This is a genomic window from Vibrio sp. nBUS_14 (genome assembly GCF_051201655.1).
Classification (GTDB): Bacteria; Pseudomonadota; Gammaproteobacteria; order Enterobacterales; family Vibrionaceae; genus Vibrio.
Map to the genome: position 1 here is coordinate 2,018,340 of NZ_CP179206.1, position 14,245 is coordinate 2,032,584.

19 protein-coding genes and 4 pseudogenes are annotated in these 14,245 nt (G+C 41.2%); 1 reads left to right on the plus strand and 22 read right to left on the minus strand.

Annotated features, from left to right (window positions below):
- Positions 1-82: 82 nt before the first annotated feature.
- The 3 genes and pseudogenes from ACMAZD_RS09455 to ACMAZD_RS09465 form a co-directional block, all read right to left on the minus strand.
- Complete coding sequence (locus tag ACMAZD_RS09455) at positions 83-913, minus strand: sugar nucleotide-binding protein (RefSeq protein ID WP_102460120.1); 831 nt, start codon at positions 911-913, stop codon at positions 83-85.
- 82 nt (positions 914-995) lie between these two features.
- A complete protein-coding gene (locus ACMAZD_RS09460) occupies positions 996-1,454 on the minus strand; it encodes a GNAT family N-acetyltransferase (RefSeq protein ID WP_029225843.1) in 459 nt (152 codons plus the stop codon).
- 28 nt (positions 1,455-1,482) lie between these two features.
- A pseudogene (locus ACMAZD_RS09465) lies at positions 1,483-1,692 on the minus strand (DinB family protein); the annotation flags it as partial.
- 68 nt (positions 1,693-1,760) lie between these two features.
- On the opposite strand from ACMAZD_RS09465, the gene ACMAZD_RS09470 reads away from it, so the two are divergent.
- Positions 1,761-3,295, plus strand: a protein-coding gene (locus ACMAZD_RS09470) for an IS3 family transposase (protein ID WP_435247041.1) whose coding sequence is annotated in 2 segments (ribosomal slippage) — positions 1,761-2,214 and positions 2,214-3,295 — 1,536 coding nt in all. Because the reading frame shifts where the segments join, the coding sequence is not laid out codon by codon here.
- A 29-nt stretch (positions 3,296-3,324) separates the two neighbouring features.
- On the opposite strand, the pseudogene ACMAZD_RS09475 reads toward ACMAZD_RS09470, so the two are convergent.
- From ACMAZD_RS09475 to ACMAZD_RS09565, 19 genes and pseudogenes are all read right to left on the minus strand, one after another.
- A pseudogene (locus ACMAZD_RS09475) lies at positions 3,325-3,636 on the minus strand (DinB family protein); the annotation flags it as partial.
- 192 nt (positions 3,637-3,828) lie between these two features.
- The gene (locus ACMAZD_RS09480) at positions 3,829-4,584 is read right to left on the minus strand and encodes an isocitrate lyase/PEP mutase family protein (protein WP_435247042.1); all 756 of its coding nucleotides are present in this window, start codon (positions 4,582-4,584) and stop codon (positions 3,829-3,831) included.
- 131 nt (positions 4,585-4,715) lie between these two features.
- Positions 4,716-5,210, minus strand: a complete 495-nt coding sequence (locus tag ACMAZD_RS09485; RefSeq protein ID WP_435247043.1) for an AAA family ATPase — start codon at positions 5,208-5,210, stop codon at positions 4,716-4,718.
- 30 nt (positions 5,211-5,240) lie between these two features.
- Positions 5,241-5,579, minus strand: coding sequence for a GFA family protein (locus tag ACMAZD_RS09490; protein WP_063523247.1), 339 nt, complete (start codon positions 5,577-5,579; stop codon positions 5,241-5,243).
- A 67-nt stretch (positions 5,580-5,646) separates the two neighbouring features.
- Entirely contained in the window at positions 5,647-6,249 is a 603-nt protein-coding gene (locus ACMAZD_RS09495) for a glutathione S-transferase family protein (protein WP_435247044.1), read from the minus strand.
- Between the two features lie 47 nt (positions 6,250-6,296).
- Positions 6,297-7,142 carry an MBL fold metallo-hydrolase gene (locus ACMAZD_RS09500; RefSeq protein ID WP_435247045.1) on the minus strand — a complete coding sequence of 282 codons (846 nt, stop codon included), beginning with the start codon at positions 7,140-7,142 and terminating at the stop codon, positions 6,297-6,299.
- 186 nt (positions 7,143-7,328) lie between these two features.
- Positions 7,329-7,751: a VOC family protein gene (locus ACMAZD_RS09505; RefSeq protein ID WP_435247046.1), complete on the minus strand. Its 423-nt coding sequence runs from the start codon at positions 7,749-7,751 to the stop codon at positions 7,329-7,331.
- 193 nt (positions 7,752-7,944) lie between these two features.
- Positions 7,945-8,441, minus strand: a pseudogene (locus tag ACMAZD_RS09510) (GNAT family N-acetyltransferase).
- A gap of 72 nt (positions 8,442-8,513) precedes the next feature.
- Positions 8,514-8,912, minus strand: coding sequence for a GFA family protein (locus ACMAZD_RS09515; RefSeq protein ID WP_435247047.1), 399 nt, complete (start codon positions 8,910-8,912; stop codon positions 8,514-8,516).
- An 83-nt stretch (positions 8,913-8,995) separates the two neighbouring features.
- Positions 8,996-9,496 carry a GNAT family N-acetyltransferase gene (locus ACMAZD_RS09520; protein WP_435247048.1) on the minus strand — a complete coding sequence of 167 codons (501 nt, stop codon included), beginning with the start codon at positions 9,494-9,496 and terminating at the stop codon, positions 8,996-8,998.
- Between the two features lie 32 nt (positions 9,497-9,528).
- A complete protein-coding gene (locus tag ACMAZD_RS09525; protein ID WP_435247049.1) occupies positions 9,529-9,993 on the minus strand; it encodes a cupin domain-containing protein in 465 nt (154 codons plus the stop codon).
- Positions 9,994-10,286: 293 nt separating this feature from the next.
- A complete protein-coding gene (locus ACMAZD_RS09530) occupies positions 10,287-11,051 on the minus strand; it encodes an alpha/beta hydrolase family protein (RefSeq protein ID WP_435247050.1) in 765 nt (254 codons plus the stop codon).
- 42 nt (positions 11,052-11,093) lie between these two features.
- Positions 11,094-11,303: a hypothetical protein gene (locus ACMAZD_RS09535; RefSeq protein WP_435247051.1), complete on the minus strand. Its 210-nt coding sequence runs from the start codon at positions 11,301-11,303 to the stop codon at positions 11,094-11,096.
- A gap of 123 nt (positions 11,304-11,426) precedes the next feature.
- Positions 11,427-11,834: a GFA family protein gene (locus ACMAZD_RS09540; RefSeq protein ID WP_435247052.1), complete on the minus strand. Its 408-nt coding sequence runs from the start codon at positions 11,832-11,834 to the stop codon at positions 11,427-11,429.
- A 125-nt stretch (positions 11,835-11,959) separates the two neighbouring features.
- Positions 11,960-12,325 carry a VOC family protein gene (locus ACMAZD_RS09545; RefSeq protein WP_435247053.1) on the minus strand — a complete coding sequence of 122 codons (366 nt, stop codon included), beginning with the start codon at positions 12,323-12,325 and terminating at the stop codon, positions 11,960-11,962.
- A 224-nt stretch (positions 12,326-12,549) separates the two neighbouring features.
- Positions 12,550-12,735, minus strand: a pseudogene (locus ACMAZD_RS09550) (lipocalin-like domain-containing protein); the annotation flags it as partial.
- Positions 12,736-12,937: 202 nt separating this feature from the next.
- Positions 12,938-13,312: a VOC family protein gene (locus ACMAZD_RS09555; protein WP_435247054.1), complete on the minus strand. Its 375-nt coding sequence runs from the start codon at positions 13,310-13,312 to the stop codon at positions 12,938-12,940.
- Between the two features lie 68 nt (positions 13,313-13,380).
- Positions 13,381-14,097: a pseudouridine synthase gene (locus tag ACMAZD_RS09560; protein ID WP_435247055.1), complete on the minus strand. Its 717-nt coding sequence runs from the start codon at positions 14,095-14,097 to the stop codon at positions 13,381-13,383.
- Positions 14,070-14,231, minus strand: coding sequence for a hypothetical protein (locus ACMAZD_RS09565; protein ID WP_198593006.1), 162 nt, complete (start codon positions 14,229-14,231; stop codon positions 14,070-14,072). The genes ACMAZD_RS09560 and ACMAZD_RS09565 overlap by 28 nt, the downstream gene beginning before the upstream one ends.
- Positions 14,232-14,245 lie beyond the last annotated feature (14 nt).

Here is a 14,245-nt window from a genome sequence, read left to right on the forward strand (position 1 = left end):
CAATAACTATGGCGATTCGCTAACCTTAACGTGCCACTTATACTTTACACCGTCACTCGGAAGCTAATTAATCGTTTTACAATTAATCTTGGTACATACAACTTGTGATGCAGTCGCTGATAAGTTCTGTGGGTTCGAATAAAGGGCTAACTGGAAGCGTGAGATTCAATTGTTCTATATCTGCGGCATCACAGCCCTTCAGTCTCGAAAATTCACTCCAAGAACAATGATCGACTTTTTGAATAACGTTTGATTCAAATAAAAGTTGAGCAAACTCTGCTGGGCTATACCCCTTTTTTTCTGCAATAAAGTGCTGCGTTTCCGAAGTTGGGTTTAATACCAACTGTAAATAAAATTTTGCAATATCATAAACGTGCACGTATTGATTGTGCCCTGTGGACGGAACAGCAACTTGCATAGTTTGTTCAGTAAGAGACTCGACGATTCGCTTTAATTGGCAATTGTCACCGCCATACACCAAGCTCGGGCAGTAAACAATATTCCAGTTAGAACTCATCGCATGTTCAATTGTTCTTACGTCTAACTCAACGGCTGTGAGAGGTTTAAGTTTAAACTCTTTAAGATCTTGGTGAGATGCACGGCCAAATAACCAAACTCCCGAGGTGTGTATCTTTATTGCATCTTCACTTGCAAAATTATCAAGCTGCTTTATCAACTTGGACTCAATATCCACAATTTCACTTGCTGAATACTCTGCCCAATGAGGACGCGCGCAGTTGATAATCACATCGAAGTAATTTTCATACCCTGTCGATACGTTTTTAGAATGAACCGAGCAAGGAACAACACCATCGTCCCTAGAGTACCGAAATACCTCCAAGCCACTTTCTACGAACACTTTATGAACGTGACGACCAATATAACCATTGGTACCTGATATCAAAACTCTCATTCGTTACCTCAATTAAATGCCAAGCCTTATATTTCAAGTGCTAGTCATTATTCTTGCGAAAGAGCTCACATGACATGTGCGTTTAAAAATACCTAGGCAGTGTCTCTTTGAACGCCCTACCATCACTTGTAATGTACATGCAGTCAGAACCTTCAGTCACTGTAAACCCTAACCGCCTATAAAACGTTTTGTCGATGTCACTATGTAAGAACAACACTGTATTATTTTGCTTTTGGAGTAACTCATTCTTTATCATGTTAATTAACTTTGAAGCATAGCCTTTGCCTCTTAGCTCTGGAGGTGTAGCAACGGAACCAAGCCCGCAGCTACCATCTTCAAGACCAAACACTCCTTGATAAACAATCAAGGAAGATAAGATTTTTTGATGTTCAATAAGCACATACCAAGTTCCCTTCTGATACTTATTACTTTTATTACAACCAGCTAGATAGTCATCGACAGATGCGGAACCTCCCCATACATCAAAGCCCATAAGATAAATATCATCTAACTCATGAGTGTCTGCAGTTCTTAAAGTCATCATATTGAATTCCCAAATTCACTTACTGCTATTTTTCTTTCAACGCCGCGCTACCTCTGCGTGTTGGCTCCGCGAGATGAAGGTAACGGGTAAATGTGTCCTTTGGGCGTTCTAAATTGTTTTCAGCTAACACTCTAGAAGCCATGCCTCTGTGGTTATTACCGTGTGTGAGCAAGTGGAGAAGGACTTCTTCAACAGACATTGTCCCTATATCACCATCTACGAAGTTAAACTGAATAACTTCCCTATCTGGCAGGGTAGTTGTCACTGTTAAAATTTAACCAGTTTGGGCGATAAAGAGTAATTGTGTCTCGTATCTCAGTAGAAAGAAAAGAAGCTATATTGAAGAAGCTGTTGCCTCCCTATTCGATGTCAGTGAAAGAAGTATCGGAAGAGGAAGGAATTAGCACTGCGACCTTGTATCATTGGCGTCAGCAACTCAGACGTTCAGGAGCCGCCGTGCCAAATAGCCATACTTCATCAGAGCAGTGGTCTGCTCAAACTAAACTTGCCATTGTCGCTGAAACCTACTCAATGACAGAAAGTGAACTCAGCCAATATTGTCGTGAAAAAGGTCTTTTCCCAGAACAAATCCAAAGCTGGCGCAGCGAATGTATGCAAGGGTTTAAGTCGAGTAAAGAGCAGGAAGCTGAAGCAAAGAAGCAGACTAAAGCTGACAAACTTGAAATCAAAGAGTTGAAGAAAGATTTACGACTCAAAGAAAAAGCACTCGCTGAAACGGCCGCCCTCTTGGTGCTAAGAAAAAAGCTGAGAGCCTTTTACGGGGAAGAGCCAGAGGACGACTAACCTCAACCGATGAAAGGCAGACCATAGTGACTCTTATCCTTGAAGCGAAGCAATGCGGATGTCGTTTAGAGCCAGCTTGCCATGAAGTTCAAATCGACTTGAGAACGTATCGCCGCTGGTACCAACAAGGTGAAGTGCAAGCTGACAAAAGGACAATATGTCTCAGGCCTGAGCCTGCTAACAAGCTATCTCAACAAGAGCGTGATGCGATTATTGAGGTGTGTAACCGCTCTGAGTTCGCAAGCTTACCTCCGACTCAAATAGTCCCGACACTGCTTGATAGAGGTGAGTATATCGCCTCTGAGTCAAGTTACTATCGGATACTGAGTGCACAGGGGCAACTAAACAAACGAGGTCGTCATAGAAGTAGGCAGAAGCGTGCGAAACCAACAAGTTATACAGCTACAGACTCGAACCAAGTCTATACATGGGATATCACTTACTTACCTTCAAAAGTTCAAGGCCAACACTATTACCTGTATGTCATCGAGGATATCTACAGTCGAAAAATCGTGGGTTATGAGGTGTATGAGCATGAATGCGGTGAGCTGGCGTCACAGCTTCTGCAACGAACGATGATGCGAGAGCAGTGCTTCAATCAAGCGCTGGTTCTTCACTCAGATAATGGTGCGCCGATGAAGTCGTTGACGTTCAAAGCCAAAATGGAAGAGTTAGGTATTACCTCATCGTATAGCCGCCCAAGAGTCAGTGATGATAACCCGTATGTCGAGTCATTGTTCCGTACAGTAAAGTACATGCCTAACTGGCCAACAAAGGGCTTTGAAACTCTCGATAGTAGCCGAAGTTGGGTTGAAGCCTTCGTACGCTGGTACAACACCGAGCACAAGCACAGTAAGCTAAATTACGTTACGCCTTCAGAGCGTCACAATGGAAAAGATAAAGAGATCTTGAAGCTCCGAGCAGAGGTACTACTCGCTGCAAAAGAGCTAAATCCTGAACGCTGGCCAGGTGATATCAGAAACTGTGCGCCTGTTGGTGACGTTCACCTAAATCCAGAAAGAGAAGTTGCTTAATAAGCAAGCAAATGATGACAACTACCTTGAAAAACACCGACTTTCTCTAACTCATCTTTTGAGGCTGACATTGCATACTGCACTAACCGAGTATCGTTATGAGCCATTCTCTCACGCAGCTCTGAAAAGGAAGGAGTTTCAACCGTATTATCAGCCGTGTATTTTTCCGGTTCGCCGAGAATTCGACTTATGAATAGACTATCCACTACGGTCGTATGATTCAGAATTCTTACGAAAAATATGCCATCGTTTTCCGGCAGTTTTGAAAATTGTCTCTCTCCAAAGTCGAGTAGCTGACTATTTGCCCATTTTTTGTATTCAAATGCCTTAGCAAACTGCATTTATTTATCCTTTTTTGTTTGATTGACTCCCGTGCATTAAGAATTCCCTAACCTTTGAAATCAGGCGAATCAACTATGGAGTTTTGAAGTCACAACTCTTATCCGCGCACGGGAACGGGGTCACACTTGGTTTGAAAACAAGTGCTGTAGCTTAAAGTTCCGATCACTTGCACCCTATTTAGGGTTGCGGTATCAAAATAATGTTCTAAATGATTGCTCACGTTTTATGGTTATCAGGTTCGATTGCAATGAAGAAAGCATCGCTTCATACAAGAAATTACCCATGCTGATGCGCTTCACGCCAAGAGCCTCTAACTCTTTAAAATTAGGTAACTCAGGAACACACATGACATTTATGGGCAGCAACGTGCAATCTACCACGGCTTTGATATCATCGATTCCTTTAATACATGGAAGAAAAACCCCATCAGCACCGGCTTGCTGATAGGCTTGAATTCTCTTGATGCTCTCCTCTAGAGGCTCTTTTACATTCATTAAAAATGTATCAACCCGGACACTAATGAACACTTCTAGGTTGGCTTTGTTGAGCATACTTTTAACTTTTCTCAACGTTTTCGAGAACATCATCAAATCACAAAGTCGCCTCTCACGATTAACGACTACGCTATCTTCTATATTGATTCCGACCGCACCAGCATTCACCAACTCAGTAATATTTTCATAGATTGCCTGCGGCGTATCTCCGTAACCTGATTCAATATCCACGCTCAGAGGTAGAGCTGTTGCCTGTGCAATAGCTTTTACCGCCGATAGTATCTCTTCAAATTCGATATTTTCACCATCATCAAGCCCGTGACTGCGTGCAATCGCTGCACTCGATGTCCCAATCGCTAAAAAGCCGGTTTGCTCTGCAATTAAGGCGCTTGCTACATCCCAAACATTACAAATAACGAGTGGTTTTGATGCGGTATGCATTGTCTTAAACATGTCTGATACACCTAAAAGTGTTTTGGGTTCAGACATAGGCTAGCAACAGGCATAACAAAGAACTCGCCAGTTTCGGAAGTGAATAGTAAATATTTACCCCAGACTCTTTATGTACCGAACAAATAATAAGACTATCGAATATCTGCTCGGGTGGTTTGTTTTACCCAAACCACATTTTCATTTGAGGTTGGTATTTCAAACCAAGACCAGAACAACGCTAACATATCAGGGGTCATTTCATACGACTTTCCGTTCCGATCAGCGTTGCGCATCAATGCCCTCTGTTTACATGTCTCAAACGATACATCAAGATAATGAACTTCACTTTCAACACCGACTGTTAATGCCCATGTTTTAAAAGCATCTCGGTCTGCTTTCTTCCAAAAACCAAAGTCGAAAATAACAGGGACATTAAGAGAAAACAGCTGAAGCGCAGATTCTTTAAATAAGTCTTGGAGCGTAGCTAACCGCTTATCGAACACATTTCGTTCCATGTGCTCACCATAAAGAGGAATCATCCACTCATCAATCGAAAAACGAAAAGCGTTATGTTTAGCTGCAAGCTGCTTGGAGTAAGTCGTTTTACCGGAACCAATAAAACCACATACGAAATAGATTTTAGCCATAATTCCTCATCGGCTTGTGTTATTGGATGACTAGTAGGAAGCACCATTGATCTTACGAACAGGAATACGCGAGATAACTTCATTTTCAGCCATTCTCATATTTACTGCCAAAATATCCTCGGAGCATTTCTCTGTTGTTAGATAGTGCGTCAGGCACCCACATGACTTACAACGGTGAAACTCTACTTCTTTGTCTCCCCAACAGTAAAAATCTGTTGGTTCAATCATATTGATTTGAACTTGCTCGGGAGAAAAGTACGCCCAAGCTGCAACATAACGACGACAAATAGAACAATTACACTCGCCAACTTCTTTAGGGAGCGAACTTAATATCAAACTTACATTCCCGCAGTGACACTTTAACTCCATTTCTTTCCTCTTAAAGAAGCTCAACATGCGTCTAAGCGTTGGACCTTTTGAATAACTCGCTTAAGACCTAACAACGTTGTGGCTCTGAAAACTTAACACTCTCATTTTCAAGGAGGTACTTCAAATGCCCGTCATAGAAGTTATCTCTTTCACAACCGTGTAGTAACGCCTTTTTATAAATTGAAGCAACAAAGATATCCGCTGCGCTAAAATCAAACCCCACAGCGAACCCTGATTTAAGGCAAATCGACGAACTTAATTTTTTTAGACATTGCATAATCCAGTCTCCACGGAGTTCACGCTTTGACTGCTCACATAATTGCGGGCGCAGAAATCGCAATACTGTTCTATTTTGGGGTGAATGGATGCTGCTATTCACGTATTCACAAACTCGACGAATGTGAGTTTTTTCATCAAGGTTTTTTCCAAACAAACTCGGATTAGGGAAGCGTTCTTCAAGGTACTCAATGATTGCCATCGATTCAGAATAAATCAGACCATCAACAGAAAGTGCCGGAACATAACCAAACGGGTTAATATCGAGGTATGTTGTTGTTAGTTCATTAGAGCTAACTTCAACTTTATCGTAAGCTATTTGCTTGAAATTAAGCACCCACTCTACCCGTTCAGAGCTATTCGAGCCCTTTGAGCTATATAACAAAATTGCCATACCCCCTCCTTCAAAATGACATTTGATTGGAACCAGCTTGAGAGTAACTACACACTGATAGAGCTACCTGTTGGAATCGCCTCCAGACGTTCTCCCAATACTTCTTTTAACAACTTATATGCTTTTTTTCCGGTGCAATGCCCCGTGTAGAGCTTATCAATTGGATACTCTGATAACGCAAGTCCAAGGTCTTTAATGTTTTTCGTAGTCCCACCAATGCTATCAAATAAGGGTAACCCCACTAAATGAAAGCCCCCGACAACGGCTTTAATTCGTTCTTCTGGAAAATGAGTAACCGCGGTATCGACCATATTTAGGACACCACTATGCGCACAGCCAGTAAAAATAACGATGCCGTCTTCCTCTTTGATTACTAACAAAAGCTCATGATCGAATGAGTCCTGCTTCCATTTGCCTTGGGATTGTGTGTAAAGGTACTTATTCCCTTTTGGCTTTTCGTATTTATCGCTGATATCAGTAATGATAAATACGTTACGCGCAATCTCGGTCGTCTTATTAACGAATTTCAACCGAGCATTACTATTTTTCAGTAAATCCGCATTAATACCGACATTATTTTTAAAACCATAAGCACGGAAGTAGTAACTGAGATCATCACAGTGTTTCAAAAATACATTGGCGTTAGCATTATGGCGAACAAAATCGATGGCGCCATTACAATGGTCGTGGTGTCTATGTGATATAACGGCTAGGTCTACTTCTTTGATCTCTACGTCGAGTAAAGGCGCGTTTTGACAAAAAGTACCGCCACCTCCCATACCGAATAACATGCTTAGCGACTCAGTTTTGATATGCAGCGACAACCCGCGTTCAACAGCTAAATCAGGCCGACTGTCTAAGCGTTTATTATCAACTAACGTCGTTATTTTCATCGTTTCCCTTATATTTTTTGCTCTCTCGTCAGAACTCAAACATCACTGCAGCTGAGGTGTTCATTTTTTGTGGCTCACTTTACAACCTCAAGGGCTAAACGCGCAAGAAAACCACTTGTGACAAAGCAATTGCGTAATAGCCATCGAGTGTAAACTTTTTATTGCTGGTCACACATATTTCTACGATCACTCGTATAAGTACATTTCATCATGTATGTCAGATAAAAACTCTGTGAGCTCCCACTCAAAACCCGCTTTATCGTAAAAGTATGCTCGCTTTCGATGCGTTTCTCTTGGAGCATATATACCTCGACGATAGCCTTGTTCGACAAGCTTAGTTTCTATTGTTTTGAGATTTTGTACAACTAAGCCAATATGGTTGACCCCATGGTTCTTATACGTTTTTTGAATAGCTCTTGGTACGAGCGAGTCTAAATGAGGCTCTTGAAGTGCAAAATAGCTTTGCTCATTTCCAACATGAACCCAACGATGACGACCTGGGAGGCCCACATCTTTACGTACTTTAAAGTCAGGGGCAACAATACTAAGAAACACCAGTGTTTCATCAATATCGGGAACAGTAATGTTTAAATGCTCTATCTGAGTCATGCTTAATAATCCTCAAGCTAGTGATGCGAATAACAATCGAGAACATCCTATTACTTCAACTTAACTTGAGGTCAAGCAAACTTACTAAGTCATACGATGCTAAGCTACTGAGTGAGAATCGTTACTACTGTCTTATCAACTCTCAATTCACTTGAAGCCACGTCAACGAAGCTTGGAAACTGCTTTTCGCTAATCAATAACCGTTGCTTTCAAAGTGTATGAAGAACATCAAAAGATCGACATCATTGGCTTTCGTCACTCTAAATTTGTCCCCAACAATACGAGAAACAGCAGACTTCCAGAAATATAGAGCCCCAGAGTTTTCTAACAACACTCGAATTTACCATTTCCTGTAAATACAGCAGCGACCTGTGCTAAGGCTTCCTTGCCAACACCTTGCCCTTTAAATTTTCTGAGTACAAAAAACTGTTCAATATCATAGGTCGATAAATCACTAGGATAACGGCGAACCAATGCAAACCCTGCGAGCTCAGCATCCACATAGATGAAATAGGGAATATGATCTTCTCGCTCCCAGTACACGTCAAACTGGGAAGAGTCGTAACTGAATTTGCCCTCATTATTAGGGCTCCACTTAATATACTCGGTCATGTCATATATGTAATAAGAGAACAGGTTCTCAAGCACTTTCCGTTCTTGTTCTTTAATCTCAATTAATTTTACTTCCATTGTTCTCCCACCATTGAACGTCCTCCCTATAAAATGAACAAGATCAACTATGCTAATGAATAGACTTTAACGTCAACCTATTGCCTTGTCGAAAGTAGGCAAACCTGAAATGCTTTCTAACCAACTGACTTTCGACTCATCGTAGATATTTACATCTGGTTTTAGCTCACCTAACAAATCTAAGTCTAGGCAGCCGAGATGTAGAATAGTTAACCCTTCGTATTTGGGATTTGAATTGAATATCGGTGTGCCACATTCACCACAAAAGTGTTTTCTCGCATTTTCCGTCACATCAAAAAAGGACAAATCACCCGTAACCAGCTCAAAGTCTGTCTGTAGTACTGCTACATAAGTTGAAAATGCAGCACCATTCATTTTTCGACATAAATTACAGTGACAATTGACGATACGTTTAAAGTCACCAGTGACTTTAAACTGCACAGCATTACAGAGACAACTTCCTAAAACCATTGAATTCCCTAATAAATAACATTTAACCGAGCCCCAAAACCAAGGACATAAATTCCATCTGCCCAGACGCTGCCATTCATGGACTACTTCGTTATATCTAAGCGGTACTCCACAGTGTTTGCACTACTCGAGATTCTCTCTTGAAAACCTAACTTCTTCAACACCGAAGCGCTTTTGTGATTCCAAGAGTGAACACCAGCCCAAATTTCGCCTTGATAGCCGGAACTCTGAACCTGTGATAATAATGCTTTGCACATTTGCGTAGCAATGCCTTTACCCCAACATTTGGGACTAATCCAATAAGCTAACGCAAAACAATTTTCCAAAGGGAGTAACGTGACCTGACCAATAACTTGCGAATCGTTTAAATGCCGACAACTCCAAACATAGCACTTACCCTCTTCCCACTCTAAAGCACGTTCTAAACACCACTCTCGTGCTTGTTTGAGCGTTTTGATGTCTGCTAAAGGAAGCGACTTAGGGAACAAATCTGAACCTACAGATTTGAACAAGTAAACGGCGTCATCAACGACCACTGGCCTAAATGTAAGGTCTAAGCATTCGAATTCTCTTGTGAATGTCAAAATTCCCTTCCTATCTACTAATATGAAAAAGGCTAATAGCGCGTGCCGTCCTTTCTGCATGCCACCCATTTACCAGAACTTGCTTCTACCCACTCAAAATCGTCGTCCGGATAATGAGCTTTATCACCTGCTACGCGGCTACCTATCACAATAAACTTTGCTTGTTTGTCACTTCGGTTTACTAAATGATGCCCATTCTCGACACCACCGGGAAAGCCAACGCACATTCCTCGCTTCATAACTTGCTCACCGCCATCCATGATTAAGCACAGCTCACCTTCAAGCAAATATAGGAACTCGTCGGATTTAGTATGCCAATGTCTTAAAGCTGATTGCGCATTGGGTTCAAGTATCTCTAGGTTCACTCCAAACTGGGTTAAGCCAAATAGGTCTCCCAGCCCCTTGCATTCAGAGTCCCCTAGAATTGATTTGTATGGCTCTGGAAACGGGTTAAAAGTGTCACCTATTAAGCTTGCAGTATCTTTTACTTTCGTCATATTTTTCCTCAGTGGGATGTGATGCAAAGCTCGACAGCGAAGATTGATATGCTTCTCTAGCCTCAAGACTTAGCGAACTGTTAAAATGCTTTTAATCTGAATCCCTCAAGCTTGCATATTGAATCTAGAAATCACTCTTTACATTAGATTTCTTGTACTTTGCCGATTTTAAAAAACACATAGTCTTGAAATATTCCAAACTGAACCCTTCACCGGAAACAGAAGCACCAAGCCTTATGAATCAGAATGGGGACAGTTGTTAGCTGTTTTTCGTTCCAGATATAAGTGGTAGTTTATAGATGTTTATTCAACCAACATATCGTATGATCACGCATATCATTCGAAAAATAATGTGATTCGTCAGCCAAATTGAACGCAATTTCAGTATTATTTTTATCATATTTACTCTTAACCTTTTCAAAAAAGTCTTTCGCGAACTTGGCTGGAACCCAATCATCTCTCTCGCCATTTATAATTAGCATTGGACGACTTTCATTTTCAAGAAGATACAAACATGGGTCGATCTCTTTCATATACCTAATTGCTAACTTTTCGTCTTCGTTGAAAGTCTTATTGTCCGAATCTGCTTTTAATGCGAACTTCTCCAAACCGACGAAATCAGGAGAACCAAGAATAGGCACCGCAACTTTAATCTGGTTATTTTGAGTCAGCGAATAGAATGTAGACAGTGCCCCCATTGAAATGCCGACAAGAGCTATCCTTGATGGGTCAATCCGAATATCTTCTTGAAGTTGCTGAGCATCATTGAGTGGGGCTTTGAACCGAATAATTGAGCTATGCGCTGTAACTAGCTTATAACGGCTATCGAAAGTTACTCTTACCCCTGCTTCAATTAGCTGCGTTCTAAGCTCGTTCCTAAGTCGCTCTAAAGTATCAGATATTGGAAAGCCTTGAATTACAATACAGTTAGGTGAAGCACTAACACCTTGATACCTGATTTCTATTTTACCTGTGTTCTTCAGAACCGAACGAAAAATATCGATATAAGAATTAACATCAATTTCGGTTACGGAAAACTCTGGTAGACATGAAATCACTGACAAAACGGTTAAATGCAGCTCATTTGATGGGTGATAGTATTACTGTGGTTCGAGTTCTAGTACCTCTTTTTGAAAACGAGTGATTTCATTGATGGTAGAGCGGTTCCCTTGATTTAAATACGCCAAGGCTGTGATGCCTCTTCGAGTGTCATTTTCAAGGTCTGACAGGTATGGATCGAGTTCGTATTCATTGCGCTTTAATGCCAATTCAAACCTCTGCCACATGTCATCATAAATACTCTGAATCATCACTTTCTCTAAGCGTATAAAGCTAAACTAACCACTTGAAACTATGTCATATACTTTTACGCAGTGAAAATGCCAAGTGTTAAAAGTCAATTTTAGTACCTTGTTAAACGGATTTAACCGCGCCTACTTTCGCCCGACTTCGTGCTTTTCATTGCGAGGTAACTCAACATCTAAGTCATCCCAGTTAGCCTTTGATGTAACAAAGTTATGAGAAATAGGACGTTCCGATATCTCTGTATCGAGTATACCTAAACGAAGGCGAAGCCTTTTCGGGGATTGTGAATTTGAACTATAGATTGGACTTCCACAAGTTTTACAAAAGTACTTCCGTTTGCCTTCACTGCTTTCGTAAAAGGTAAGTGTATTATTTTTGTCTGTTAACTTGATACCTTCAGCATTAATGAATCCATTAGTGGCATAGGCACTTCCACTCGCCTTACGACACAAAGAGCAATGACAGTGAATGATATCAGTAACACCTCCATCCAGTTCGAACTGAATTGAACCACACAAACAACTTCCTTTATACATCTAAATTCCTTAGCTAATTCTACTTAAGTCGCGTTAAGTACTGAGCGATGCTACCACCTAACTCATTGTATCATAAACACGAAATCCAACCTTGAGCTAACAATGCCAAGTATTGGGAACCTTTCTTAAATGCTCTGTTTAGTGGCTCCCCCGCGTAAACCGATTAAGTTTCCAAAGGGGTCTTCAACTTGGCACATAGATAATCCATTTTCGATCTCCATAGGACCACGATATAAAGATGCCCCAAGTGATTCGAAACGAGCTAATGCAACAGATAGATCAATAACAGACCAATATATTACAGTTCCCTTTTTACCCTCAGAAACCTTGTCATCAGATTGAACGACTTCAATAGAAAACCCGTTGACATCAAGTACCGTGAAGTCAAAGTCAGGGTAATAAACCGGAACGGCTTCAGGAAAAGCTTTCTTGTACCATTCAAGCCCTTTAGGTACGTCAGGGACATGAACAAGAACCGCTGATGGATTCATGATTTTTCTCCAACCACATAATATTCTATTAATGTGTAAAGCAACGCAAAATAAAATGCCACGCATTGCGTATCACTCTTTAATTATTTGTTAAGTATTAACTTTCGACCATACAGCGTTACTCGTTCTTTTAGACCCTTACCAGATAGCCATAAGCGACCATCATTTAGTAGCTTTACTTCACGCTCCATACGTTCACCTATTAAAGATTGAACGCTAGACTGTAGCCCTATATGAAAAACACGATTGTTAACTAAATCTAATTCATAAGTAGCTGTATAAAAGTTTGATTCTCTCTTTTTATCTTCGTCTGTAGGATTAGTTAGTGGATCTCTATTCTGTGCGACGCTAACGAACCCATTGTCTGTATAAATTAGAGTGCCGTTTTGTTTCCCCGGCCAATTAAACAATTCACCTGATTCTCGATGAATGATGAACTCATCTAGGGACCAAACGCCACTAATACTTCCTTTGATAATTCCATTTACGCTTCCTTACGGTCCTTGATACCTAACGTCTTGCTAAGGTGTGATGATTACCGAAGAGCGGTATAAATAAAGCGACAGATGGGTAATTTGAAGCGTTTCACTGGCCTTAAAACAAGTTTACGGGCTAACGTGGCCTGATGTTCTCGGCAACACGCCATAACACGCCACTTGGGTCAGTGATACAAAACTCAAGCATTCCCCAAGGCTGTTCAACAACCTCGGTCACGGTTACTTCAAATTCCGCCAATACATTAGAGTTTTGTACGTGCTGGTACCAACTTTTTACGTCTTCCACCAGCAAGTGCATCATGTAATTGTGACAGTGCGCAGGTTCGTAAAAGTCGTGTAAAAGGAATGCATAATCGCCGTGACGAAAATAGGCGATATCATGGAATTCAGACATGATTTCAAAGCCGAGAGTTTGATAAAAACGCTTTGATAAGTCGAAATTTTTCGCGGGTACGAACGACTTTATTTCAGTGACTTTGAGGTTTTCCATGATAAATAATTCCTTCCCTTTTAAAGCCCAGCAATATCGCTAGGCTTTATACTTTAATTTGTTTTAAGTTACTGGCTAAAAGAGCTAACTTCATCTTTGGTGAGGTATCGCCACTGGCCTTCTTCGACATCTAAACTTACTTCGCCTATTTGCTCTCGGTGAAGCCCTACCACTCGGTTTCCAACGGCAGCGAACATTCGCTTAACTTGATGAAACTTACCTTCTGTGATGGTCAATAGCACCTCTTTCGGGCTTATCACTTCCAGTTGTGCGGGGCGCGTTGCGGTTTTCTCGCCTTGCAACTGAATACCCGCCTTAAATTTATCAGCGACATCGTTTTTGATATCTCGTGACAATGTCACACGATACACCTTTTTACACGACTTAGTTGGCAGTGTGATATTGAAAGACCAACGACCATCATCGGTGATCAACACTAAACCTGTTGTATCGGCGTCTAACCGCCCTGCGATGTGCAGTTCAGAGGCTTTATCCACCTCCAGATAAGTAAAAAGCGATGGGTACACTTCATCGATATTGGAACAGATTGTGCCTGCGGGCTTGTGCATTAAGATGTATCGAAACTCTCGTAGTGTTAATGCATCACCATTAAGCAAGATAGCGTTACTTTCATGAACCTGAGTAGATTCATCTAACACAACCACACCGTTCACACTCACCTCACCGTTTTGGATTCGCTGAACGGCTTCGAGCTTTGTTAGTTCTGTGCTTTTACAAAGGTATTTATCAAGGCGCATTAATCGTCTGCACCACATTTCGCACAAGGTTTATAGGTACGTTCACCTTGAGCAATCACCACATACTCTCGAACGCAGTTATCACATAGCGCGAACTTTGGGTAAGCGTCTTTCTGTTTCTTTGCGTTAATGTCGCCTTCGGTGGTGTATACAGTTCTCATTTTGATGCCTTTGT